The following is a 23196-nucleotide window of genomic DNA, read 5'->3' as shown; positions in this document are numbered from 1 at the left end:
AGACTGTTCTCGGCCATACCTTCGCCCGGCACCGGCACCTGCCGGATCGCCGTGGGGAGCGGTCTTCGGGGAGGCGGTCCCTGGGTCGCGCGGGGGAGCGCGCGGGCCGCCCTCCCTCCGGCGGGGGAGGACCGCTCAGGGGCCCTGGTCCCCGGGCACCACGAGCCCGTGCTCGTACGCGCAGATCACCGCCTGGACGCGGTCCCGCAGCGCCAGCTTCGACAGGACGTTGCTGACGTGGGTCTTCACGGTGTGCTCGCTGACGACGAACTCCGCCGCTATCTCCGCGTTCGACAGGCCGCGGGCGAGCAGCCGCAGCGTCTCCTCCTCACGGGCGGTGAGCACCCCGAGGTGGCGCGAGGGCCCCGCGGGGGACGAGGAGGGCGGCGGAGCCGCCTCGCCGGGGCGGCCGCGGCGCACGAAGTCCGCGACCAGACGGCGGGTCACGGACGGGGCGAGCAGCGAGTCCCCGGCGGCGACGACGCGGACCGCGTGCACCAGGTCGTCCCTGCGCACGTCCTTGAGCAGGAACCCGCTCGCGCCCGCGTACAGGGCGTCGTACACGTACTCGTCGATGTCGAAGGTCGTCAGCATCACCACCCGGCAGCCGGACTCCGCGCACACCACGCGGGCGGCCTCGATGCCGTCGACGCCGGGCATGCGGACGTCCAGGAGCAGCACGTCCGGCGCCAGGCGGCGCACGGCGTCGATGGCCTCGGCGCCGTCGCCCGCCTCCGCCACCACGTCGATGCCGGGCTGCGCGTCAAGGATCATCGCGAAGCCGCTGCGCACCAGCTCCTGGTCGTCGGCCACCACCACGCGGATGCTCATGCGCCAAGGATGCCGTGGGCAGCCGCGCCGCGACACGGAATCCGCCTCCCGCGGCGGGTCCCACGTCGACCCGGCCGCCACAGGCGGCGGCGCGCTCGCGGATGCCGACCAGGCCGTAGCCCCCGCCGGTGCCCCGCGCGGCCCCCGTGCCGTCGTCCGTCACCGTCAGCGCCAATTCACGCGGTGACCAGGCGACTTCCACGGTCACCAGGCTCGCTCCCGCGTGTTTCAGTACGTTCGTCAGCGCCTCCTGGGCCAGGCGGTACGCGGCCACGTCGACGTCGGCGGCCAGCGGGCGGGTCTCGCCGGACTCCTTCAACCGCACGGTGACGCCCGCCTGTTCGACGCGGGCCAGCAGCGCGGGCAGCGCCGCGAGCGCGGGCTGGGGCCCCCGGTCGCCGTCCGGGGAGCCGTCGCCGTCCGCCTCCCGCAGCACCCCGAGGATCCGCCGCAGCTGCTCCATCGCGTCCCGCCCGGCCGCGCCGATCGCCTCGAACGCCCGCTCCGCGCGCCCCGGATCGGCCCGCACCACCACCGGGCCCGCCTCGGCCTGCACCACCATGACGCTCACGGCGTGCGCCACCACGTCGTGCATGTCCCGGGCGATCCGGGCCCGCTCACGGGCGACGGCCCGCGCGGTCTCACCGGCCCGCTCCCGCTCAAGGCGCAGCGCCCGGTCCTCCAGGGCCGCGGTGTAGGCGCGCTGCACCCGGGCGAGCACGCCGAAGCCGTACGCGCTGACGAAGCTCAGCAGGTGGAAGGCGTACTCGAAGGGCTCGGCCCGCTCCCGGAACGTCATCGTGGCCGTCGCGCCGATCAGCCAGGTGGCGAGCACGACGCGCCGCTGCACGGGCTTGCCGACGACGGCGAGGGTGTAGAGCGCGACCAGGCCGCCGTAGGCGACGTCCGGCGGCGGCGCCCGGTAGACGGCCATCGCGGGCGTGAACACGCTCACCAGATAGACGCTGAGCATCGGCGCGCGCCGCCGCCACGCCAGCGGCACCGCGGTGCCCGCGCCCAGCAGGAAGCCGATCGGCGAGAGCCGGGCGTCGCCCTCGTGGGGGAAGAGGAACTGCAGGGACGTGGCGAACAGGACGAGGGCGGCGAGGGCCCCGTCCGTGAGGTACGGGTGGAACGAGTGGAACGAATGGAACGGGTGGTGACGGCGGCGTGCCGGTCCAGGTCTCGGCACGGACGTTCGCTGCATGCGGCGGCTCCCTCGCACGGGGGCTGCCAGTTCAGCACGGGCGGCGGGCCGCGTCCTCGCCGGTACGGGGGATATCCGGTGCCCGGCCCGCGCGGGGGAGGTCAGCAGCGCCGGTACACGTACGCGTCCTCTCCGGCGGGGCTCACGTCGCGGTCGCGCAGGACGATGGAGAGCTTGCCGCCCCAGCGGCGGCACGCGGCCTCGAAGCCCTTCTTCTCGTACTCGATGTCGAAGACCTTCCGCCCGTACACCGCCGCGTAGTCGCCGCACTCGCCGTACTGGCCGCACTCCTCGGCGACGGCGAAGTCGAAGCCGAGCTTCGCGTCCAGGAACTCGGTGGTGTTCTTCTGCGCGATGGCCAGGCCTCGGTCGTGGGCCCTGCGCACGAGGAGCCGCGCGAAGGCCCGGCCGTCGGCGGCCTTGAGGCGGCCGTCGGAGCGGGCGTAGGAGTCGAGGTTGTCGGGCTCCACGGCGTCGAAACCGGCGCGGGCGCAGCCGTCGATCCACGGGCCGACGACGGTGAGCAGGGCCTTGCGCTTGGCGGCGGTGGAGATGTCGAGGATCGGCTCCTTCCAGTCCTCGTCGATCACGAGCTCGCCGTCCGCGTCGCGCAGCAGCAGGCCGGGGTGGTTCTCGCGCCACCACGCGGCGGTCCTGCCGCCGGGCTGGGCCTGGAAGGCGTTGACGTAGCAGATGTTGTAGCGGCCGGGGACGGGCTTTGCCGCGCGGTCGCGGGAGACGGCCCGCACGCCCTCGGGCGGCGGGTAGGCGCCCCCGAGCTGATAGTCGAAGGCGACCCCGGCACGTGGCGCCCGCGGCGCGCGATCGGAGGGGCTGTTGTCCTTCTCGCCGGAGCAGCTCGTGAGGAGGGCGCTCACGAGAGCGAGGGCGCCGAGGGCGTGGGCCGGGCGACGGAGCGGCATTTGGTCGTCCTCGAGGAGTAGGGGAGCGCCCCCGTAGGGGCGCGGGACTGTGTCCATGTGCGGCTCCGCCGCGTGGGCGCGACCAGCCACGACGGGCCCCGCAGACGAGAGACAGCAGTCGCGGCAGCTCCGGCCGGGGCGGGGGGCGTCAGCCCCGGCCACCCGCGACCCGCCCGATCAGGGCGAAGGGCGGCTCGTCGGCGAGGTAGAAGTGCCCACCGGGCAGCGTGACCCGCTCGAAGGCACCCCGGGTGGCCTCCCGCCAGGCCTCGGCCTGCTCGACGCGCACCCGAGGGTCGGCGTCACCGAGCAGAACGGTGACGGGGCAGTCGAGCGGGGCGGCGTCCACCAGGGCTGTGTACCCCGCGAGCATGCGGAAGTCCGCGCTCACGTACGGCATGACCAGATCGAGGAAGAGCGGGTTGTCGAGCAGCTCCGCCTCCGTGCCGCCGAGGCGCCGCAGGATGTCGAGGACCTTCGCGTCGTCGAGGGCCGCGGCCTCCTCGGGCGAGCCCTGCGCGGTGTGCGGGGCCCGGGCCGCCGAGGCGAAGAGGTGCTCGGGGCGGGCCCCCTCGGCCTGCCAGATCCGCGCGACCTCGTAGGCGACGGTGGCGCCCATGCTGTGCCCGAAGAAGACGGTGGGCCGCCCGTCGGGGAGCGGGCGCAGCTCCCGCGCGAGGTCGCGGGCCAGCTGCCGCAGGTCGGTGGCGGGCGGCTCGGCGATGCGCTCGCCGCGCGCCGGGTAGCAGACCGCGTGCACCTCGAAGTCGGGCAGGGCCTTGCCCCAGGAGCGGAAGAAGTGCGGCGAGCCGCCCGCGTGCGGGAAGCACACCAGGCGCCGGGCCGCGAAGGGCCGCGGTTCCACGACGGTCGTCCACACCATGTTGTCCCCCCCCACCACCGGTACCAGGTCGAACCCGATGATCGCATGCGAAGAGGGCCCCTCCGGAAACCGGAAGGGCCCTCTTGAAGCCAGCCTCAGGTGGGTGACCTGATCGCTAGTGCGCCGCCAGGGACTCGAACCCCGGACCCGCTGATTAAGAGTCAGCTGCTCTAACCAACTGAGCTAGCGGCGCCTGCTGACGAAGAAAATAATACCTGGTCCGCGGGGGTGCTCATGACCACCCGCCGCCCGCCCCGCCGTGGCCGCTCAGATCGCCAGGGAGAGCAGCACCGGGGCCGCCTCGCGGTTCAGGGTCTCGGCGGCTTCCCGCAGCCGGTGCGCGCGCTCGACCGGAAGGGACAGGGCGAGGCAGCCGACGGCCGCGCCCGCCGTGACGGGGACGGCGGCGCAGACCGTGCCGACCGCGTACTCCTGGATGTCGAGGACGGGGACCGTGGGGGCCTGGGCGGCGAGCTTCGTCAGGAGGACCCGCTCGTTCGTGATCGTCCGCGAGGTGAGCCGGGGCATCTTGTGGCGGGCCAGGTGGTCCCGGCGGGCGGCCACGTCGAGCTGGCCGAGCAGGCTCTTGCCGACCGCGCACGCGTGGCCCGCGACGCGGAAGTCCACCCACTCGTTGACCTTCGGGGTCCGGGGGCCGTCCGCGACGTCCATGACCCGGATCTCGCCGTCCACGTACCGGCTCACGTACACCGCGGCGCCGATCGAGTCGCGCAGGCCGACGAGGGTGCTCTGGAGCTTCTCGCGCAGGGCGCGGCCGCGCTCGTGGGTGGAGCCGAGCCGGGTGAGGGAGGCGCCCGTCACATACGCCCCGTCCGCGAGCTGCTCCACGTACCCCTCGCGGAGCAGCATGCGCAGCAGCGGGGTGAGCCGGGCCGGGGGCAGCGCGGCGTGCCGGGCCAGTTCGCCGTCGGTGACGCCGGTGGAGCGGCGCGCGACGAGTTCGAGCACGCGCAGGGCGTGCTGCACCGACCGGTGCGCCGTCGTCTGCGCCGTCGTCGGCTCGTGCTGGAGCGTCACGGCTTCCCCCTCGACCCCTCGTGGCCCCGGTGGCCTGGTGGTCCCTGGACGGTACGGTTTCCGGACAGCTGGACCCTGTCCACCATAACCGCCAAATCGCCTGCTGGTAGGGGGCGTTGGAGGTTTCTACGGCGTTCCCGGCGCGCCCCCGGCGGGCGCGCCGGGGAAAGCCCGGCGTGGGCGCCGCTCAGAGCACCGCGGACAGGAATTCGCGGGTCCGGTTGTGCTCGGGGTCGGTGAAGATCTTCTCCGGCGGGCCGGACTCGATCACCCGGCCCGCGTCGAACATCAGGACCTGGTCGGAGATGTCCCGGGCGAAGTTCATCTCGTGGGTCACGCAGAGCATGGTGATGTCCGTGGTGTGCGCGATGTCCCGCAGCACGTCGAGGACCCCGGCGACCAGCTCCGGGTCGAGCGCCGAGGTCACCTCGTCCAGGAGGAGCACCTGCGGGCGCATCGCCAGGGCCCGGGCGATGGCGACCCGCTGCTGCTGGCCGCCGGAGAGCTGCGTCGGGTAGGCGTCGCACTTGTCGCCGAGGCCGACCAGGTCGAGCAGGTCGCGGGCGCGCTGCTCGGCCTCGTCCTTGGGCAGGCCGAGGACAGTGACGGGGGCCTCCGTGATGTTGCGTAGGACCTTCATGTTCGGGAAGAGGTTGAACTGCTGGAAGACCATCCCGATGTTCTTGCGGACCTCGCGGACGTGCTTCTCGCCCGCGGGCACGAGCCTGCCGTTCTTCTCCTCGTGCGTCAGATACGCGCCGCCGACCTTGATGGTGCCCTCGTCCGGCTTGATCAGGGTCATGAGCAGCCGCAGGATCGTCGTCTTGCCGGAGCCCGAGGGGCCGATCAGCGTCACGTGCTTGCCGGAGGCCACGGAGAAGTCCAGCTCGTCCAGGACCGTGTTCGAGCCGAAGCGCTTGACGACCTTGTCGAAGCGGATCAGCTCGCTGCCGTCGACGGCCGGGTTCGGCCGGTCTTTGGAGAGGTGGGTGTCAGCGGACAAGACGGCGCTCCAGGGCTCGCAGGAGGAGGGAGGACGGATAGGCGATGAGGATGAAGGCGACGCCGACGACGGTCAGCGCCTCCGTGTACTGGAAGGTCTGCGCCGCTTCGAGCCGCGAGCGCTGGAGCAGCTCCAGGACGCCGATGCCGGCGAGCAGCGGGGTGTCCTTGAGCATCGCGATGACGTAGTTGCCGAGCGCGGGGACCACGCGGCGGATCGCCTGCGGCAGGATCACCGCGGTCCAGGTGCGCGGGTACGACAGGCTCAGCGCCTTGGCCGCCTCCCACTGGCCGACGGGCACGGCCTCGATGCCCGCGCGGTAGACCTGCGCGGTGTACGTCGAGTAGTGCAGGCCGATCGCGAGCGTGCCGGTGGTCTCGGCGGAGAACTGGATGTTCCACTCCGGCAGCACGAAGAACAGGAAGAAGAGCTGCACCAGCAGCGGCGTGTTGCGGATGAACTCCGTGATCAGGCCGACCGGCCAGCGGACGAACCGCGTCGGCGCGCGGAAGGCGAGCGCCCACACGAGCCCCAGCGAGAAGGAGATCAGCGAACCGAGCGCGAGCACCTGGAGGGTGACGAGCACCCCGTCCCAGAAGTGCGGCATGAAGTCGGCGACCGCGCCCCAGTCCCATTTGTCCGTACCGTGGTTCATCGCGAGGCACCTCCGTCCGTGATGCCGGTGGTGCCCGCGGTGGCCGTGATACCCGTCGTACTCAACTCACTGGACTTGGCGCTCGGCTGACGGAACTTCAGCCACGGCCCGAGGCCCTGCCGCGGCTCCGGGAACTGCCCGATCCCGGCCTTGGCCCTGCGCTCCAGGAGCTTCATGCCACGTGTCAGGAGGAAGGCGAGCACGAAGTAGATGACCAGCGTGATCGAGTAGATCTGCGCGCTCTCGGTGGTCGCGAGCCGCACCAGGTACGCCGCGAAGGACACGTCGCCGATGCCGAGCAGCGACACCAGGGCGGTGCCCTTGAGCAGCTCGATGAGCAGGTTGCAGAACGACGGGATCATCTCCGGGACCGCCTGCGGCAGCAGGACGAGCCGCATCCGCTGCCACGGCGTGAAGCTCAGCGCGACCCCCGCCTCGCGCTGCGCCGGAGCCACCGCGTTCAGGGCGCCGCGCACGATCTCGGCCCCGTACGCGCCGTAGGAGAGCCCGAGGGCGAGCACGGCCGCCCACATCGGCACCAGGGCCCAGCCCGCGAGCTGCGGCAGGACGAAGAAGATCCAGAACATCAGGACCAGGGCGGACATGCCCCGGAAGACCTCGGTGTAGAACGCGGCGAAGAACCGCACCACGCGCGAGCGGTGCGTGCGCGCCATGCCGACGCCGAAGGCGACCGCGGTGGCGAGCGCCGCGCTGTACACGGTCAGCTGAATGGTGATCCAGATGCCCGGCAGGACCCAGTGTTCCCAGAGGCCCGCTGTCATCGGCACAGCTCCTTGGCGGTCAGGGTGGTCATCTCGGCCTCCGTGAAGCCGAAGGGCTTGAGCACCCGGAAGAGCTCGCCGCTCTTCTTCATCTTGTGGATCTCCACGTTGAAGGCGTCGCGCAGCTTGGTGTCCGTGGGCCGGAACGTGAAGCCGCCGCCGTCGATGTGCTTCTTGCCGTCGATGACGGGCGCGAACGGCTCGGTGGCCTCGGCCCTGCGGCTCTTGCGCACGACCTGGCGCGCGGTCAGGGCGGTGCCGCCGAATACGTCGATGCGCCCGGCCTCGACCGCGTTCAGGCCCGCGACCTGGTCCTGGAGGATGACGATGTCACTCTCCTTGTACCCGGCGGCGACGGCGTACGCGATCTCGGCGTACCCGGTGCCCGTCCCGAACCTGGCCTTCTTCCGCACCACGTCCTGGTACGTGCGCAGCCCCTTGGGGTTGCCCTTGCGGACGATGAAGGAGTCGAGCATCTGGTACTCGGGATCGGAGAAGATGACCTGCTGGCAGCGCTCTTTGTTGATGTACATCCCGGCGGACACGACGTCGAACTGCTGCGTCTTCAGCCCCGGTATCAGCGAGCTGAAGTCGGTCGCGACCGGCTGTACGCGGCCGACGCCGAGCCGCTTGAAGATGATCTTCGCGAGCTCCACCGCCTCGCCGGTGAAGTCCCCGTCGTCATTGATGTACCCGTACGGTGCCTCGCCCGCGATGCCGAGCCGCACCGTGCCCTGCGACTTCAGGCGGGCCAGGGTGTCCCCGGTGGGGATGCGGCCGCAGCCCGCCGCGCCCAGCGCGCCGACCGCGCCGAGGGCGGCGGCGGACGCCAGGACCGCACGCCGGGGCGGGCCCGCCGCGCGCCCGGGTCTGCCCCCGTCCGCCCGTCCGCTCGCTGTCTTGATGGGGTTGCTCAGTGGTGGAGCCATGGGCGCGCGGCTACCCGACCCGACGCGAGATATGCGGATCAATTCAGGCCCCGCCGGGAGCCCGGGGCCCGGCGGACGTCCTCTTGACGGGAGGCGCGCCCCCGGGAGGACCATGGGCCGCATGGCAGACCGCTACATCGAAGTCGCTCTCGCCAAGCGCGGTGTCCGGGCCACGGCGCGGCTCCTCGACGACAAGGCTCCGGTGACCTGCGCGGCCGTGTGGGACGCGCTGCCGCTCAGCGGCGAGGTGTACCACGCGAAGTACGCCCGCAACGAGATCTACTCCCTCTTCCCGCCCTTCGCCCCCGAAGAGCCCCCACTGGAGAACCCCACCATCACGCCCATCCCGGGCGACCTGTGCTATTTCACCTTCAGCGGCACCGAACTGGGCACGTCGTCGCACGGCTACGACACCCGGCCCCCGAGCGGCACGGTCGTCGACCTCGCCCTCTTCTACGAGCGCAACAACCTGCTGGTCAACGGCGACGTCGGCTGGGTCCCCGGCATCGTCTGGGGCGAGGTCGTGGACGGCCTCCCGGCCCTGGCCGAGGCCTGCAACGACCTGTGGCGCACCGGAGCCCAGGGGGAGACCCTGAGCTTCCGGCGGCACCCATCGGACAGGCCCTAGGGGCGCGGGATCGCCGCCGCCCCCGCCTCGTACAGGGCGTGGGCGGCCCGCAGCACCACGTCGTCGGCGAACCGCGCCCCGACCAGCTGCAGCCCCACGGGCAGGCCGTCCCCGTCCACCCCGCACGGCACGGTCGCCGCGGGCTGCTGGGTGAGGTTGAAGGGGTAGGTGAACGGGGTCCACCCCGTCCACCGCCGCGCCCCGCTCCGCGGCGGCACCTCGACCCCCGCCGCGAAGGCCGTGACCGGCAGCGTCGGCGTGACGAGCAGGTCGTACGTCTCGTGGAAGCGGCCCATGCGCCGCCCCAGCTCCATGCGGACGTCCACCGCCGCGAGGTAGTCGAGGGCGCTGTACCGCGCGCCCTGCCCCCACACCTCCCGCAGCGCCGGGTCGAGCAACTCCCGGCGCGCGGGCGGCAGCTGCTGCACGACCCGGGCCACCCCGCTGAACCACAGCGTGTGGAAGGCCTCCACGGGGTCGGCGAAGTCGGGGTCGGTCTCCTCCACGTACGCGCCGAGCGAGGCGAGGGCCTCCACCCCCGCGCGCACGGCCGCCGCCACCGCGGGCCGCACCGCCACCTGCCCGCCGAGCGTCGGCGAGTACGCGACGCGCAGCCCCCGCACCCCGCCGCGCAGCGCCTCCTGGAAGGTGCCCCCGCGCGGGCCCAGACAGGACCAGTCCCGGGCGTCGGGGAGCCCGATCACGTCCATGAGCAGCGCCGCGTCCGCCGCGTCCCGCGTCATCGGCCCCACGTGCGAGAGCGTCCCGAACGCGGACGGCGGGAACAGCGGCACCCTCCCGTACGTCGGCTTGAGCGCGAAGATCCCGCAGAACGCGCCGGGGATCCGCACCGAGCCGCCGCCGTCCGTGCCGAGCGACAGCGGCCCCGCGCCGAGGGCCACGGCCGCCGCGCTGCCGCCGCTGGAGCCGCCCGCGGTGCGCGTGGTGTCGTACGGATTGCGGGTGATGCCGTGCCGGGGGCTGTCCGTGACGCCCTTCCAGCCGAACTCGGGCGTGGTCGTCTTGGCGACGAACACCGCGCCCTGCTCGCGCAGCCGGGCCACGGACGGCGCGTCCTCGTCCCACGGGCCTTCCTCGCTGACGCACCGGGAGCCGCGCAGCGTGGGCGTGCCGCGCTGGAGCAGGAGGTCCTTGACCGTGACCGGCACCCCGTCCACCAGGCCGAGCGGCTCGCCCGCGCGCCAGCGCTCCGCGCTCTGTCGCGCCCCCGCGAGCGCCGCCTCGGCGTCGGTCCGGACGAACGCGTTCACCGCGGGCTGGATCTCCTCGGCCCTGCGCAGCACCGCGCGCGTCGCGTCGACGGGGCTGAACTCGCCCTTGCGGTAGCCCTCGACGAGTTGTACGGCGGTCAGTTCGGCGAGCTCAGTCATGCACGCTCCTGGAAGAGGCCCGACGGGGGACGGCGCCGGGGGAACTCGGGGGACGCGTGATCCCTGCCCACTCGCGCCCGCGGTCAGTGCCCCGGAACGTAACCGCGTTCCTTGTCGACGACGTTCGGCAGCGGCCGACCCGCCTCCCACCTGTCGTACAACGTCACGAACTGCGCGCCGAGTTCGTCGCGCCAGCCCACGGTGTCGCCGCTCATGTGCGGGGACACCAGCAGCCCGGGGGCCGTCCACAGCGGGCTGTCCGGCTCCAGCGGCTCGTGCTCGAAGACGTCCAGGGCCGCGCCCGCGATCCACCGCTTCGACAGCGCGGCCACCAGGTCGTCCGCCACGACCAACTGGCCCCGGCCCACGTTGATGAACCGCGCCGAGGGCTGCATCACGCCGAAGCGGCGCTCGTCGAACATGCCGCGGGTGTCGTCGGTGAGCGGCGCCGCGCACACCACCCAGTCGGCGCGGGCGAGCAGCCGGTCGAGGTCGGCGGGGCCGTGCACACCGGTGCGCGGGGTGCGGCCGACCAGGACCGTGGTGATGCCGATCGCCTTGAGCGTGCGTACGATCGCCCGGCCGATCGGGCCCGAACCCACCACGCACGCGCGCGTGCCCGCCACCCGCTGGCTCTCGCGGTGCAGCCAGGTCCGCTCGCCCTGGAGGGCGAGCGTGCGCGGCAGGTCCTTGGCCAGGGCGAGCACGAGCGCCGCGACGTACTCGGCGATCGGCTGGTCGAAGACGCCCCGGGCGTTGGTCACCACGGTGTCGGAGGCGACGAGTTCGGGACACATCAGCCGGTCGACACCCGCGCTCGCGGTGTGCACCCAGCGCGGCCGGGGCCCCTCGCCCGGCCAGGCGCGGCGCACCGCGTCGGACAGGAAGTCCCACACCAACAGCACGTCGGCGCCCGGGAGTTCCCGGGCCAGGCCGTCCGCGTCGGTGTGCCGGACGCGGGCCCGGCCGGTCAGCGCGCCGAGCCGCGGCGGCGGCGCCGGCGCCGGGGCGTCGAGGACCAGCACGGTGGGGGGTGCCCCGGCGCCCCCGGACCCGGTTCTTTCGGACACGGTGGAGAATCGGTTTCGCAACGAGAGCCCGCTTCCCTGGAAGTGCGTGCTGGACTGGAGGTGCGCGTGGCGCGAGTCGCCGAGCGCCCGGGCCACGGCCCGCACGGCGCGCCCGGCACGCCCGGACCACGCGTGGACGGACGGCTCGGACGACGGGCCGGACGGCGCCCGCGGCGCCGCGCGCGCCGACGCCCACGACTGTCTGAGATGTGCGGATTGACCACGCTGGCACCCGAACCTACCTTCGTCAACAGAGCACAGCACTCCCGTGACGGCGGCGGCGAGTACGTTCGGCGCACCCGCTCCCGCCACCGTGTGCACGCCGCACACGTCCCCCGTCCCGACGTCCCGGCGCGTCGCCGGTACCGCTCCACTTCCGGCCCCCGGCCGGCCCTGTCACTGCACGCACGCACGAACGTAGGGCCTGCTCATGGACGTCACGTCGTTCTCCCTGGCCGGCGGACCGCACCCGCAGCGCGGTGTCGGTGTCGTCGCCCCCTTCGACTTCGCCCTGGACCGCGAGCTGTGGCGCTGGGTCCCCGACGACGTCTCCCTGCACCTCACGCGCACGCCGTACGTGCCCGTCGAGGTCAGCCTCGACCTCGCGCGCCTGGTCAGCGAGCACGAGACGCTCGCCGAGGCGGTCCGGGCGCTGACCGCCGCCGAGCCCGAAGTCCTCGCGTACGCCTGCACGTCCGGCAGCTTCGTCGGCGGCGTCGCGGGCGAGCGGGCGATGTGCGAGGCCATGGCGCGCGAGGGCGAGGTGGCCGCGGTGACCACCTCCGGCGCCCTCCTGGAGGCCCTCGCCGAGCTGGACGCGCGCCGCATCGCCCTCGTCACGCCGTACACCTGGTCGGTGACGCAGGCCCTGGAGGAGTATCTGGGCGAGGCGGGCGTCTCGGTCGTGGGCCGCGCCTACCTCGGACTCACCCGGCACATCTGGAAGGTGCCCTACCGCGATGTCGCGGACATGGCGCGCCGCGCCGTCCTGCGGCCGGTGGACGCGCTGTTCATCAGCTGTACGAACCTGCCCACGTACGACGTCATCCCGCAGCTGGAGGCGGAGCTGCGGGTGCCGGTCCTGTCGGCGAACCAGGTGACGATGTGGTCGGCCCTGCGACGACTGGGTACGCGTGCGGTAGGGCCTTACCAAGCGCTGATCGACGCGGGCGCGCGGCCGGGCGCGGCGACCCTCGCCCCCCTGGACCCGGCGCTCGGGTCCCCGGCGGTGACCGAGCCGCCCGCCCCCGCCCCGCCCGCTCCCGCGGCGCCCCCGGAGGTCCTGCCGGAACCGCCCGCGGGGCCCGGAGCCTCGGGCCCCACCCCAGAAGGAGGCTGGACTTGACCGCACTCGGATTCCTCTACCCGGGGCACTCCGCCGAGGACGACTACCCACGCGTCGAGCAGCTCCTCGGCTCCGACATCCGCCTCCAGGTCGTGCACACCGACATCGGCGAGGACGCCCACCGCGTCGACGCGCTCGTGGAGATGGGGTCGCCCGCGCGGCTCGCCGCCGGGGTCGAGGAGCTGCGCCTCACCGGCGCGGAGGCCGTGGTGTGGGCGTGCACCAGCGGGAGCTTCGTCCTCGGCTGGGAGGGCGCGCACGACCAGGTGCGGGGCCTGGCCAGGGCGGCGGGGCTGCCCGCGTCCTCCACGTCCTTCGCGTTCGCGCACGCGGTACGGGAGCTGGGGGCGGGGCGGGTCGCCGTCGCGGCCACGTATCCCGAGGACGTCGCCGGGTACTTCGCCGCGTTCCTCAAGGCGGCCGGGGTGGACGTGGTGTCCCTCCGGGCCAGTGGCGTCGTCACGGCGGCCGAGGTCGGCACGTGGGGGCGGGACGAGGTCCTCGCGCTCGCCCGCGCGGGCGACCACCCCGACGCGCAGGCCGTCCTCCTGCCCGACACGGCCCTGCACACCGCCGCGCACCTCCCCGACCTGGAGGCCGCCCTCGGCAAGCCCGTCCTCACCGCCAACCAGGTCACCGTCTGGGAGGCCCTGCGCCTAGCCTCCCGCCGCGTCAACGCCCCGGCCCTGGGCGCCCTCTTCACGAAGGAGCCGATCGTCCAGGTCCGCCCGGGCTAGGCCCTCGCGGGTGCGCCCCGGACCCGCCCCTTCCCGAACAAGGGGGCTCCGCCCCCTTGGACCCCCGAAAACGGCGCTGGAAATCCAGCCCCTCCGGCGTTTGAGGAGCGGGGGTCTGGGGGCGGAGCCCCCAGGAAGCGGGAAGGGGCGGGTCTGGGGCGTGCCGCGAGGCCCGGGAATAAGCGGAGCCTCCCTCCCGTTACGGCTCTCCGTACGGACGGACGACGCGGACCGCAGGAGGCCCCAGTGCGAGTGGACATGGACGCGAACGACGGCGAGGGCATCAGGGCCGAGCCGAGAGGCACGGCCCCCACCCCCCTGTCCGTCCTGGACCTCGTGACCGTCGGCTCCGGCCGCACCGCCACCGACGCCCTCCACACCAGCGTCGCCCTCGCCAAGCTCGCCGAATCCCGCGGCTACCACCGCCACTGGGTGGCCGAGCACCACTCGATGCCGGGCGTCGCCTCCTCGTCCCCGGCCGTGATCCTCGCCCACCTGGCCGCCCACACGACCCGCATCCGCCTGGGCTCGGGCGGCGTCATGCTGCCCAACCACGCCCCGCTCGTCATCGCGGAGCAGTTCGGCACCCTGGAGGCCCTCGCCCCGGGCCGCGTCGACCTCGGCCTCGGCCGGGCCCCGGGCACGGACGGCGCCACCGCGGCGGCCCTGCGCCGCACGGACCGGCTCGGCGAGGGCGCCGACGACTTCCCGCAGCAGCTCGCGGAGCTGACCCGGTTCCTCGACGACGACTTCCCCGACGGCCACCCGTACGCCCGGATCCACGCGGTCCCCGGGCCTGTCCAGGCCACGTCCCCGGGCGGCGTCCAGTCCCCGCACCGCCCGCCGATCTGGCTGCTCGGCTCGTCCGGCTTCAGCGCCCGGCTCGCCGGGACGCTCGGGCTGCCCTTCGCGTTCGCGCACCACTTCTCCGCGCAGAACACGCTCCCGGCGCTGGACCTGTACCGCCAGTCGTTCCGCCCGTCGGCGCTCCTCGACGCCCCGTACGCCGTCATCGGCGTCTCCGCGCTCGCCACGGACGCCGAGGAGGAGGCCCGCCGCCAGGTCCGGGCCGCCGCCCTCAACATGATCCGGCTGCGCACCGGCCGCCCCGGGCTCGTGCCCACCCCGGACGAGGCGGCCGCGCACCACTTCACCGAGGCGGAGCGGGACTTCGTGACCAGCTGGAACAGCAACGTCATCCACGGCACGGCCGACCAGGTCCGAGCGGGCCTCGACGACCTCGCCAAGCGCACCGGCGCCGACGAGCTGATGCTCACGGCCAACGCCCACAGCGGCGACGTACGCCTACGCAGCTACGAACTGATAGCAGACACCTACGCCCTCCCGAAGGAGAGCTAAGAGGCAGCGCCCCGTAGGGGCGCGGGGCTGTGCTGATATGCGGCTCCGCCGCGCGGGCGCGCCCAGCCACAACCAACCCGCAGGCGAAAGCACATCCCGGCGAGGCGGGGGGCCCAGCCCGGGGCAGGGGCACTACCCGCACACGGCGCCCGAGGCGTCACGCCCCTCCGCCGCAAGGATCTTGGAAATCCGCTCGGCGGCCACGGCCCGGGAGTACAGCCAGCCCTGCCCGGTGTCGCAGCCGATCCTGCGCAGCCGCTCCGCCTGCCCGGAGGTCTCCACGCACTCGGCGGTGACGGTGAGCCCGAGCTGGTGGGCGAGGCGCACCAGGGCCTCGACGATCACCTCGTCGGCCGGGTTGACGTGCCCCTCGCCCTCCTCGTACTGGAAGCCCCGGACGAAGGACCCGTCCAGCTTGAGCACGGAGACGGGCAGGCGGCTCAGGTACGCGAGGTTGGAGTAGCCCGTGCCGAAGTCGTCGATGGCGATGCGCACGCCCATGTCGCTCAGCGCCTGGAGGGCCTGGAGCGGGCGCCCGGCGGAGCCCATGACGGCGGACTCGGTCAGTTCCAGCTGGAGCAGCTCGGGCGCGAGGCCGGTCTCGGCGAGGATCTCCGCGACGTCCGCGACGAGGTCGGAGTCCCACACCTGCCGCACGGCGACGTTCACGCTCACGAACACCGGCTCCCGCTCGGGGTGTTCGAGCTGCCAGCGGCGCGCCTGCCGACAGGCCGTGCGCAGCACCCAGCGGCCCAGCTGCACGATGGATCCGTCTTCTTCAGCAAGTCCGATGAACCGATTCGGCGTGAGCAGCCCGAACTGCGGATGATCCCACCGCACCAGCGCCTCCACGCCGTGCAGACCGCCGTCCTCCATGCCCACGAGCGGCTGGTAGTCGAGCACGAACTCGTCGCGCTCGACGGCGGGCCGCAGCGAACTGGCCAGGGCCTGCCGGGTCATGCGGTGCGCGTTGCGCTCGGGGTCGAAGAGCGTCCAGCGGGCCTTGCCGTCGGTCTTCGCCCAGTACAGCGTGGTGTCGGCGGCCTGCATCAGACCGGTGGTGGTCGTCCCGGCGGCGCGCCGCTCGACGACGCCGATGGACGCCGAGAGGGACAGGCGCTGCCCGGACAGGTCGAAGGGCTCCTGGAGCGCCCGCAGGGTCGCGTCGGCCAGCTCCGCGAGCTGGTCGGTGCCCGTGGAGTCCTCCACGAGGAGCGCGAACTCGTCCCCGCCGAGCCGCGCCACGAGCGGCGCGGAGGTCCTGCCGTACGCGGCCCGGTCGGCGCAGCCGGTCAGGCGCTCGGCCACGGCGGCGAGCAGCCGGTCGCCGACGCGGTGGCCGAGGGTGTCGTTGACGGCCTTGAACCCGTCGAGGTCCAGATAGCACAGGCCGACGCGGCCCGTGCTCGTGTCGTCGTACGCGCCCGCCTCCAGGGCGGTCGCGAGCCGCTCGAAGAACAGCGCGCGGTTGGGGAGGCGGGTCACCGGGTCGTGCATCTGGAGGTGGCGAAGGCGCGCCTGGAGGTCGCGCCGTGCGCTGATGTCGGCGGCGGCGAGCAGCACGGTGCCCGGCGCGTGCCGCTCGTCCGGCAGCGGCGAGACGGTGATCTGCGTCCACAGGGAGTGCCCGTCGGGATGTTTCAGCCGCCGCGTACAGCGCAGCTTGGCCTGGCGGCCGCGGAGCACCTCGTGGTACGCGTGCCAGGCGCGGGCGTCGGACGCCAGGTCCACGAGGTCGGCGGCGACCCGGCCCGGCAGGTCGGCGTGGTCCGCGCCGAGCAGCCCGGCGAACGCCTCGTTGGCACAGACGACGAGCCCCTCGCGGTCGACGACGGCGAGGGGGAGGGGGGCCGCGGCGAAGGCCGCGCGGTAGTCGGCGATGTGCTGGACGGAGTGCCCGGCCACACCGCATTGATTACGCTCTGTGACGGCAGGCCGGGTGCGGCCCGGTGCTGTGACCGCTGTGGCAGTCGGCCCTTCGGACGTTCCGTTCACCGCTTGCTCCCGCAGTGCGATCGATCGAGCAGGTCGATGGGGCCCCTGGTCCTGGCGGGTCTGGGGAGGCGATCGACCGCTCGTGTGCGGCCGACGGGGCCCGGAAAGTGTGCCGATCATAGAGGGTGGCCCGCATCGCCTCCAGCCGCCGCACCTCGCGGAGGCGGCCCGGGAGACCGCGGCAGATCGTTTCTGCTCGGCCCGGCCCCGCTTTCTTTCCGCGACGACCGCTTGTGACGGTGAGTGAGCGCCGGGAGTGTCGCCTTCTCGACCATGTTCACTCGGTCAGGTCAGACAAACTGGGCGAACTTCAACAAATCACCACAGGGTGGGTGGGGTGTCCCGCATTCCGCACCCGGAGGTCGACGTGGAGCGTCAGCTCCCCCCGTGGCGGCTCACCCGTGGTGGGGAGCGGCTGCGCACCGCGGCCACGCTGTTCACCTGCCTGACCGCCGTCGCCGCCACGTCCCTGGTCGCGGGCCCCGCGATCGCCCACGGCGCGGCGGGCCCGTGCGCCCTGCGCCGCACGGCCGCGCACCACTCGGAGGGCCTCGACACCTGGAACGCCGCGTATCCGCGGCCCACCCGCAGCCGCGACGCCGTCATGGTCTTCCTGTCGTTCCCGGACTCGCCACCGGTGACGACGCCCGCGGAGCTCGCCGCGGACTACTTCCCCGAGACCAGCGACTTCTTCGCGCGTGCCTCGTACGGGCGGTTCCGGTTGCGCGCGCATCCCCAGTCCGAGTGGATCCCGATGCCCAAGGCGTCCACCGCGTACGCCATAGAGCGCGACTGGAACGCCCAGCGGCGGGCTTCCTATCTCCGGGACGCGCTGGCGGCGGCCGATCCGCACGTGGACTTCTCCGCGTACGACATCGTGTACTTCGTGGCCGATCCGGACGCGCCGGGCGTGGACTCGGACGCGACGAAGGTCGTGAACTTCGACCGGCCGATGCGTGCCGACGGGGTCTCGATCCGGCGCATGGTCACGGTCTTCGAGCGCCATCCGCCGGACCGCAACGTCCTCGCGCACGAGACGGGTCACGTCTTCGACCTGCCGGACCTCTACCACCGGCCGACCGACGGCGAGGGCGACTGGGACACGCACGTCGGCGACTGGGACGTCATGGGCAGCCAGTTCGGCCTGGCCCCCGACCTGTTCGGCTGGCACAAGTGGAAGCTGGGCTGGCTGGACCCGCGTCAGGTGGTCTGCGTCCAGGGCGGCGGCCCCCGGCGGCTGACCCTCGAACCCCTGGCGGCGCCCGCCCGCGGCGGCGTCGGCGGCACCAAGCTCGCGGTGGTCCGCACCGGCCGGGGCAGCGCCCTCGCGGTCGAGGCCCGGGGTCCGGCGGGCAACGACCAGGCGACGTGCAGCGAGGGCGTCCTGGTGTACCGCGTCCACAGCGACACGGCGTCGGGCCGGGGCCCCGTCGAGGTGGTGGACGCCCACCCGCGCACCGAGGCGTGCTGGAGCGAGTCGGTCTATCCGCCGCTGGCGGACGCGCCGGTGCGCGCGGGGGAGAGCTTCACGGTGCCGGGCGCCGGGGTCAGGATCGAGGTCGCGGACCGTACCCGGTCCGGCGCCTGGACCGTGGAGATCACCCCGGCCTGAGCCAGCACCGGTCACGGACAGCAACGAAAGAGGCCCCTCGCATCCCCTGAGGGGCCTTGCGCTCGGTGAGGGGGTGTGGGTGGCGAAGCCCCCACGACGCGCGGCGAAGCCGCGCAGAAACAGAGATGGCGAGGCCGGTTCGCGCATTCCGCGAACATGCCTCGCCATCGTCATCGTGCGCCGCCAGGGACTCGAACCCCGGACCCGCTGATTAAGAGTCAGCTGCTCTAACCAACTGAGCTAGCGGCGCCTGCTGACGTCGTAGACCTTAGCACTCTGATCGCCGCTGGGAAAAATCGATATACCCACCGCCGTCTCCGCGCCGCCCCTGGCCGCCCGTACGCAGGCCCACAGGACCACCTCGGGCCCCGGCAGCCAGGGGCTGCGGGTGTCCGGGGCGACCACCCAGCGTGACCCGCTCCGGTCGCGCTCGTCGCGCGCCAGCGGCGGCACGGTGACGGCGTCCCCGGCGCCGTGGCAGAGCAGCGACGGCACGGCGGAGCCCCACTCCTCCCAGCGCAGGAGCGAGGGGAGCCGCTGGGCGGTGCCGGGCGCGGCGAAGAGCAGGACGCGGCCCCGGTGCACGGCGACGGGTCCGGAGCCCGGCCCCTCGTGCCAGAGCCGGTCGACCATGCGCCGCCCGAACACGGCGGGCACGCTCACCACGTCGAAGGCGCTGCCGCAGGACAGCACGGCGGGTTCGTGGGGCCGCGCCCGCCAGTCGGTGAGGGCCCTGCGCGGATACGTTTCCGCGGAGGTGAGCCAGGTGGCGCCGTCGGCGGTCACCTCGGCCGCGGAGCCGAACGCGTGGGGCTGCGAGCTGTGGGGGAGGGTGAGGCTCATGGCGACTACGTGTACCGGGAGTGAGTGCCCGGTTCCGCAGGGTTCCCGAAATCCGGGACAGTGGCCGCCGGGGTGGGGTACCGTGCGCCTCGGCATATGCCAGAGGGCTTGCCCAGGGGGCGGACGGGCCTCGTGGGGCCAGGGGTGCCCGCGCCGCGGCGGCCTACGGCGTGCCCGTGCCGTCCCTGCGCAGCAGGTCCCGGCCGAACTCCACCATCTTCTTGGCGTAGTCCTCGGTCCACTGCGCGCGCTCGGCGATGTCCGCGTGCGTCAGCCGGTCGAACCGGCGCGGGTCGGCGAGCTGCGCGGCCGCGATCGCCTGGAACTCCACGGAGCGGTCCGTCGCCGCGCGGAAGGCGAGGGTCAACTCGGTCGCCCGGGACAGCAGTTCGCGCGGGTCCTCGATGGACTCCAGGTCGAAGAAGTGCTCCGGGTCGGCGGCGGCTTCCGCGGGCTCGAAGAGCAACGGCGCGGGGCGCATGCGCTTGCCCTGGGCCTCGGGTTCCGCCATCTTCACGTTCCTTCCCTCGTACGCCACGTGCCGCGACCCATTGTCCCCCGCCCCGCAAGGGGCCGGGGCCTGCGCCCTCGCCACCCCGCCCAGCACACGCGCCGCGCGGGCCGGTGCGGTGGTCAGGGGCGCCAGTGCACCCGGTGCGCGTACCGGTGTGGTGGTCAGGGGCGCCAGTGCACCCGGTGTTCCGTCAGGTGGGACCACGTCGTCATCATCGCGTCCCAGCCGTCCGGGCTGTTTTCTTTGGCCGCCTCCGGCGGCGTGCCGGACTCCGTCCGGCGGTTGGGCGGTGGCGTGCGGGGTGTGGCGCGCGCCGTGTGGTGGTCAGGGGCGCCAGTGCGCCTGGCGCGCGGGCCGGGTGGGTGTGGTGGTCAGGGGCGCCAGTGCACCCGGTGTTCCGTCAGGTGGGACCACGTCGTCATCATCGCGTCCCAGCCGTCCGGGAACTTCACCGTCACGCCCAGGCGTACGGGCTCCGTCGACGGGTGGTCGTCGAGCAGGGAGTCCACCCCGGCCCGGCACACCACCACGCACGCGTGCCGGTGCCGGGAGGTGAGGACGCACAGGCGGCCCGTCTCCAGGTGGAACGCCGTCGCGTCCGGGCGCCCCGACAGCGGGTGGAGTATCACCGTGACGTCGAACTCCCGGCCCTGGAGCCGGTTCGCCGTGTCCACGGTCACGTCCACCACGCCGAGCGCGGCGAGCGCCGCGCGCACGGCCGCCGCCTGGTCGCGGTGCGCCGTGCCCACCGCCACCCGGTCCGCGGTCAGCGGCACCGGCTCCGCGTCCCGCTCCGACGTGGCCGCCCCGCCCCGGTCGAGCAGTCGGCGCACCACCAGGGCGACCGCCCGCACCGCCTCCGGGTCGGTGCGCGGCGTGTGCCGGGCGGGCAGTTCGAGCAGGCCCCAGCCGGAGGCCGCCGCCTCGTCGATCACCCGGTCGGGCCCCGACCCGTCCGAGGGCACCGCGAAGCGCAGGGCCCGGTCCCCGGGGCCCGTACCGCTGCGGAACGGCGTGAACGGATAGAACGCGTCCGACACCAGCGGCGCGGCCGACGCGGGCAGCCGCCACGACACCGGCAGGCGGTGCTGCGGCAGCTCGGGGTTGTGCGCGAGCAGCGTGGACACCGCGCTGGCCGACGGGTCGTAGGCGAGCCCGGCCCACTGCTCGGCCTCGGCGATCGCGAACGGGTCCAACTGCCCCGGGTCGCCCACGAACAGCGCCCGCTCGAAGAGACCGGCCACGGCGAGCAGCGCGTCGGAGCGCATCTGGTACGCCTCGTCGACGATCGCGTGCCCCCACGGCTCGACGCCCCGCACGTGCGCCCACTTCGCGGCGGTGGACACCACCACGTCGAGGCCCGCCAGGTCGGCGGCCTTCGTGGACTTCTTGACGTTCGCCAGGCCGTCCAGCGCCTTGTCGTACGGGTCGGAGTCGCTGCTGTGCAGGCGCCCCACCGGCAGCTCGGGGTCCTTCTCGGCGAGGCGCAGCACCAGGTCGTCCACCTGGGCGTTCGTCTGCGCGACCACCATCAGGGGCCGCCCCGCCGCGGCCAGTTCGCGCGCGGCCCGCACGACGAGCGTGGACTTGCCCGCGCCGGGCGGCGAGTCCACGACGACGCCGCGGTGCGCGCCCGCCAGCGTGTCGCGCAGGATCGCCTCGGTGGCGCGGGCGGCCGCGGCGCCGGGGTCGAAGGCGGTGGGGGAGGCCGGGCTCACAGGGTGTCCTCCGCGGTCACGGGGTCGGGGGTCTCGGCGGCCCTGTCCGGCGGGCCGCCGTGCGTCCAGGGGGTGTCCTCCGGGTCGGGCAGCTTCGGGCCGCCCCGCTGCTCGTGCTCGAACAGCGTCCAGCACAGCCGGTCGCCCGCCTCGGGCACGGAGCCGGGCTCGGGCTCCTTGCCGCGCCCCATCTTGTCCACGATCCGCAGCACCAGCGCGCCGTCCCCCTCGTACGTCACGAAGTGCGCGGTCTGCGGCTTCCCGGCCAGGGAGCGGTACACCTTCACGCCCTCGTCGAGATGCGGCCGGTCGGCCGTGCGCACGGTCACCAACGGGCGCGGGCGCGGCGACTTGCCCTCGCTGTACGCCATCACGACCTGGGTGACCTCCCCGGCGAACGCCTCGCCGCGCAGCCGCCGCCCGGCCATCACCAGGGGGTCGTCGAGGGCCTCCTGCGCGTCGAGCCGCGCCTGCTCGCGCTCGCGCGTGGCCAGCTTCTGGGCCGCCGTCACCGCGTCGTCCAGGCGCGGCTGCGGCGGCTCACCGGCGGCGACCCGGTCGCGGTGCGCGGTGAACGACCAGCGGTCGCTGCGCCACCGGTCCTCGGCGTGCGCCGCCTCGGGCAGCGTGCACAGGGCGTCGAGGCCGCGCCACACCGCGTCCCAGGTGGGCCGGGTACGGCTGTCCACCAGGGCGCGGATCTCCCGCTCGGCGGCGGTGAGCCCGGCCAGGCGCGCGTCCGCCGCCGCGCCGTCCTCGGCGGCGGCGAGGGCCGTCCGCGCGCGGTCGTAGGCCTCGATGGCCGGAGCCAGCAGGTCGTTGTCGAACGCCGGGTCGGTGGCCGGGCCCGCGGGCGGGCACAGCAGCTGCCCGGCGGCGTCCCTGGCCAGCTCCGCGCGGAGCGCCGCGGCCGCGCCCGAGGTGCCCTCGGGCGCCTCGATCCAGGCGAGCAGCGCGCCCAGGTGCTGCTCCTCCAGGCTGGACTGGCCCGTCGCCCAGTGCCGCGACAACAGGTCCGTCATGGCGAGCAGCAGGGCCGAGCCCGGCACCCGGGCGCGCTCCCCGAAGTGCGTCAGCCAGCGGCCGAGCAGCGGCACGCGCGGCGGCGCCGGGTGCGGGGTGTCCGGGTCCTGCTCGGCGGTGCGGCGGAACCGCATGGAGCGGCCGAGCAGCCGGACGAACTCGACGCCCGCACGGCTCGGCACGATCAGCTGGGGCGCGTCCGCGCACAGGTCGACCTCGACCTTGACGCGCTTGCCGGTCTCCGGGTCGGTCTCGGTGCGCTCGGCCGCCTCCACGTCGTCGCCGTACGCCTCCACGTACGGCAGCAGCACGTCGGCGAGCTCGGCGAGGAAGGCGAAGCGGAGGTCGCGGTCGCGGGGCTGGGGGACGACGAGCAGCCGCGGGGCCGTGCGCTCGGTGCCGATCAGCGCCCCGAGCGGGGCGCCCGCCTCCCCGGCCGTGGTCAGCGGAACGAGGACCAGCGGGCGCTGGGACAGGTGGCGGTGCCGGACCGTGGCCCGGGGCTGCGCCCGCCCGCTGGCCGTGGCCTCCAGACGCGCGAGGTTGTCGATCAAGGTCATGTGCGGTGCCTCGGGGTCCGTGCGTGCGGAAGGTGGGACATCAAGCCCGTCCGGCGTTTGAGGACGAGGCGCGAAGCGCCGATGGAGCGGGGGCCCAGGGGGCGGCAGCCCCCTGGTTTCGGGAAAGGGGCGGGCCTGGGGCGCGCCCGC

At 73.9% G+C, this 23196-nt stretch carries 21 protein-coding genes and 2 tRNA genes; 5 read left to right on the top strand and 18 right to left on the bottom strand.

What is annotated here, in order from left to right; genetic code table 11:
- Nucleotides 1–135 precede the first annotated feature (135 nt).
- The 10 genes from ACIG3E_RS08950 to ehuB all read right to left on the bottom strand — a co-directional run bounded on the left by ACIG3E_RS08950 (nt 136) and on the right by ehuB (nt 8251).
- Entirely contained in the window at nt 136–831 is a 696-nt protein-coding gene (locus ACIG3E_RS08950; protein ID WP_399613079.1) for a response regulator, read from the bottom strand.
- Complete coding sequence (locus ACIG3E_RS08945) at nt 764–2038, bottom strand: sensor histidine kinase (protein WP_399613077.1); 1275 nt, start codon at nt 2036–2038, stop codon at nt 764–766. The genes ACIG3E_RS08950 and ACIG3E_RS08945 overlap by 68 nt, the downstream gene beginning before the upstream one ends.
- A gap of 101 nt (nt 2039–2139) precedes the next feature.
- Nucleotides 2140–2961 carry an endo alpha-1,4 polygalactosaminidase gene (locus ACIG3E_RS08940; protein ID WP_399613075.1) on the bottom strand — a complete coding sequence of 274 codons (822 nt, stop codon included), beginning with the start codon at nt 2959–2961 and terminating at the stop codon, nt 2140–2142.
- Between the two features lie 148 nt (nt 2962–3109).
- The gene (locus ACIG3E_RS08935) at nt 3110–3844 is read right to left on the bottom strand and encodes a thioesterase II family protein (RefSeq protein WP_399613073.1); all 735 of its coding nucleotides are present in this window, start codon (nt 3842–3844) and stop codon (nt 3110–3112) included.
- Nucleotides 3845–3963: 119 nt separating this feature from the next.
- Nucleotides 3964–4037 (bottom strand) — tRNA-Lys (locus ACIG3E_RS08930).
- A gap of 74 nt (nt 4038–4111) precedes the next feature.
- Nucleotides 4112–4882: an IclR family transcriptional regulator gene (locus ACIG3E_RS08925; protein WP_399613071.1), complete on the bottom strand. Its 771-nt coding sequence runs from the start codon at nt 4880–4882 to the stop codon at nt 4112–4114.
- A gap of 187 nt (nt 4883–5069) precedes the next feature.
- On the bottom strand, nt 5070–5885 hold the full coding sequence (ehuA, locus tag ACIG3E_RS08920) for an ectoine/hydroxyectoine ABC transporter ATP-binding protein EhuA (protein WP_399613069.1): 816 nt from the start codon (nt 5883–5885) through the stop codon (nt 5070–5072).
- The gene (ehuD, locus tag ACIG3E_RS08915; protein WP_399613067.1) at nt 5875–6540 is read right to left on the bottom strand and encodes an ectoine/hydroxyectoine ABC transporter permease subunit EhuD; all 666 of its coding nucleotides are present in this window, start codon (nt 6538–6540) and stop codon (nt 5875–5877) included. Before ehuD ends, ehuA begins: the two co-directional genes overlap by 11 nt.
- On the bottom strand, nt 6537–7322 hold the full coding sequence (gene ehuC, locus ACIG3E_RS08910) for an ectoine/hydroxyectoine ABC transporter permease subunit EhuC (protein WP_399613064.1): 786 nt from the start codon (nt 7320–7322) through the stop codon (nt 6537–6539). Before ehuC ends, ehuD begins: the two co-directional genes overlap by 4 nt.
- Entirely contained in the window at nt 7319–8251 is a 933-nt protein-coding gene (gene ehuB / locus ACIG3E_RS08905) for an ectoine/hydroxyectoine ABC transporter substrate-binding protein EhuB (RefSeq protein ID WP_399613062.1), read from the bottom strand. Before ehuB ends, ehuC begins: the two co-directional genes overlap by 4 nt.
- A 121-nt stretch (nt 8252–8372) precedes the next feature.
- On the opposite strand from ehuB, the gene ACIG3E_RS08900 reads away from it, so the two are divergent.
- Nucleotides 8373–8879, top strand: a complete 507-nt coding sequence (locus ACIG3E_RS08900; RefSeq protein ID WP_399613059.1) for a DUF3830 family protein — start codon at nt 8373–8375, stop codon at nt 8877–8879.
- Here the strand turns inward: ACIG3E_RS08900 and ACIG3E_RS08895 are convergent.
- Nucleotides 8876–10270, bottom strand: coding sequence for an amidase (locus ACIG3E_RS08895; RefSeq protein ID WP_399613057.1), 1395 nt, complete (start codon nt 10268–10270; stop codon nt 8876–8878). The genes ACIG3E_RS08900 and ACIG3E_RS08895 overlap by 4 nt on opposite strands.
- 83 nt (nt 10271–10353) lie before the next feature.
- On the bottom strand, nt 10354–11340 hold the full coding sequence (locus tag ACIG3E_RS08890; RefSeq protein WP_399613055.1) for a D-2-hydroxyacid dehydrogenase: 987 nt from the start codon (nt 11338–11340) through the stop codon (nt 10354–10356).
- Nucleotides 11341–11770: 430 nt separating this feature from the next.
- Here ACIG3E_RS08890 and ACIG3E_RS08885 point away from each other — a divergent pair, with 430 nt between their 5' ends.
- The 3 genes from ACIG3E_RS08885 to ACIG3E_RS08875 all read left to right on the top strand — a co-directional run bounded on the left by ACIG3E_RS08885 (nt 11771) and on the right by ACIG3E_RS08875 (nt 14781).
- The gene (locus ACIG3E_RS08885) at nt 11771–12685 is read left to right on the top strand and encodes a decarboxylase (protein WP_399613054.1); all 915 of its coding nucleotides are present in this window, start codon (nt 11771–11773) and stop codon (nt 12683–12685) included.
- Entirely contained in the window at nt 12682–13422 is a 741-nt protein-coding gene (locus ACIG3E_RS08880) for a decarboxylase (protein WP_399613051.1), read from the top strand. The genes ACIG3E_RS08885 and ACIG3E_RS08880 overlap by 4 nt, the downstream gene beginning before the upstream one ends.
- 258 nt (nt 13423–13680) lie before the next feature.
- A complete protein-coding gene (locus ACIG3E_RS08875; RefSeq protein WP_399613527.1) occupies nt 13681–14781 on the top strand; it encodes an LLM class flavin-dependent oxidoreductase in 1101 nt (366 codons plus the stop codon).
- Between the two features lie 132 nt (nt 14782–14913).
- Here ACIG3E_RS08875 and ACIG3E_RS08870 read toward each other — a convergent pair whose 3' ends face one another.
- Nucleotides 14914–16776, bottom strand: a complete 1863-nt coding sequence (locus tag ACIG3E_RS08870; RefSeq protein ID WP_399613049.1) for a putative bifunctional diguanylate cyclase/phosphodiesterase — start codon at nt 16774–16776, stop codon at nt 14914–14916.
- Nucleotides 16777–17113: 337 nt separating this feature from the next.
- Here ACIG3E_RS08870 and ACIG3E_RS08865 point away from each other — a divergent pair, with 337 nt between their 5' ends.
- A complete protein-coding gene (locus ACIG3E_RS08865) occupies nt 17114–18388 on the top strand; it encodes a M6 family metalloprotease domain-containing protein (RefSeq protein ID WP_399613047.1) in 1275 nt (424 codons plus the stop codon).
- A gap of 176 nt (nt 18389–18564) precedes the next feature.
- Here ACIG3E_RS08865 and ACIG3E_RS08860 read toward each other — a convergent pair.
- The 5 genes from ACIG3E_RS08860 to ACIG3E_RS08840 all read right to left on the bottom strand — a co-directional run bounded on the left by ACIG3E_RS08860 (nt 18565) and on the right by ACIG3E_RS08840 (nt 23046).
- Nucleotides 18565–18638, bottom strand: a tRNA-Lys gene (locus ACIG3E_RS08860).
- On the bottom strand, nt 18629–19231 hold the full coding sequence (locus ACIG3E_RS08855) for a bifunctional DNA primase/polymerase (protein ID WP_399613045.1): 603 nt from the start codon (nt 19229–19231) through the stop codon (nt 18629–18631). The genes ACIG3E_RS08860 and ACIG3E_RS08855 overlap by 10 nt, the downstream gene beginning before the upstream one ends.
- A 163-nt stretch (nt 19232–19394) precedes the next feature.
- Nucleotides 19395–19742: a hypothetical protein gene (locus tag ACIG3E_RS08850; protein ID WP_242718371.1), complete on the bottom strand. Its 348-nt coding sequence runs from the start codon at nt 19740–19742 to the stop codon at nt 19395–19397.
- Between the two features lie 374 nt (nt 19743–20116).
- Entirely contained in the window at nt 20117–21463 is a 1347-nt protein-coding gene (locus tag ACIG3E_RS08845) for an AAA domain-containing protein (protein ID WP_399613042.1), read from the bottom strand.
- On the bottom strand, nt 21460–23046 hold the full coding sequence (locus ACIG3E_RS08840; RefSeq protein WP_399613040.1) for a hypothetical protein: 1587 nt from the start codon (nt 23044–23046) through the stop codon (nt 21460–21462). The genes ACIG3E_RS08845 and ACIG3E_RS08840 overlap by 4 nt, the downstream gene beginning before the upstream one ends.
- Nucleotides 23047–23196 lie beyond the last annotated feature (150 nt).

The organism is Streptomyces sp. NPDC053474 (assembly GCF_044544845.1).
Classification (GTDB): domain Bacteria; phylum Actinomycetota; class Actinomycetes; order Streptomycetales; family Streptomycetaceae; genus Streptomyces.
The sequence above is the reverse complement of the archived record's forward strand: the minus strand, read 5'-3'. Positions and strand labels throughout refer to the sequence as shown.

Excerpts from the sequence above, each read along its gene's own strand:
- ACIG3E_RS08950 (WP_399613079.1), bottom strand. The coding sequence starts at position 831 with ATGAGCATCCGCGTGGTGGTGGCCGACGACCAGGAGCTGGTGCGCAGC.
- ACIG3E_RS08895 (WP_399613057.1), bottom strand. The coding sequence starts at position 10,270 with ATGACTGAGCTCGCCGAACTGACCGCCGTACAACTCGTCGAGGGCTAC.
- ACIG3E_RS08945 (WP_399613077.1), bottom strand. The coding sequence starts at position 2,038 with ATGCAGCGAACGTCCGTGCCGAGACCTGGACCGGCACGCCGCCGTCAC.
- ACIG3E_RS08900 (WP_399613059.1), top strand. The coding sequence starts at position 8,373 with ATGGCAGACCGCTACATCGAAGTCGCTCTCGCCAAGCGCGGTGTCCGG.
- ACIG3E_RS08940 (WP_399613075.1), bottom strand. The coding sequence starts at position 2,961 with ATGCCGCTCCGTCGCCCGGCCCACGCCCTCGGCGCCCTCGCTCTCGTG.
- ACIG3E_RS08875 (WP_399613527.1), top strand. The coding sequence starts at position 13,681 with ATGGACGCGAACGACGGCGAGGGCATCAGGGCCGAGCCGAGAGGCACG.
- ehuD (WP_399613067.1), bottom strand. The coding sequence starts at position 6,540 with ATGAACCACGGTACGGACAAATGGGACTGGGGCGCGGTCGCCGACTTC.
- ehuC (WP_399613064.1), bottom strand. The coding sequence starts at position 7,322 with ATGACAGCGGGCCTCTGGGAACACTGGGTCCTGCCGGGCATCTGGATC.
- ACIG3E_RS08935 (WP_399613073.1), bottom strand. The coding sequence starts at position 3,844 with ATGGTGTGGACGACCGTCGTGGAACCGCGGCCCTTCGCGGCCCGGCGC.
- ehuB (WP_399613062.1), bottom strand. The coding sequence starts at position 8,251 with ATGGCTCCACCACTGAGCAACCCCATCAAGACAGCGAGCGGACGGGCG.
- ACIG3E_RS08850 (WP_242718371.1), bottom strand. The coding sequence starts at position 19,742 with ATGGCGGAACCCGAGGCCCAGGGCAAGCGCATGCGCCCCGCGCCGTTG.
- ACIG3E_RS08840 (WP_399613040.1), bottom strand. The coding sequence starts at position 23,046 with ATGACCTTGATCGACAACCTCGCGCGTCTGGAGGCCACGGCCAGCGGG.
- ACIG3E_RS08885 (WP_399613054.1), top strand. The coding sequence starts at position 11,771 with ATGGACGTCACGTCGTTCTCCCTGGCCGGCGGACCGCACCCGCAGCGC.
- ACIG3E_RS08855 (WP_399613045.1), bottom strand. The coding sequence starts at position 19,231 with ATGAGCCTCACCCTCCCCCACAGCTCGCAGCCCCACGCGTTCGGCTCC.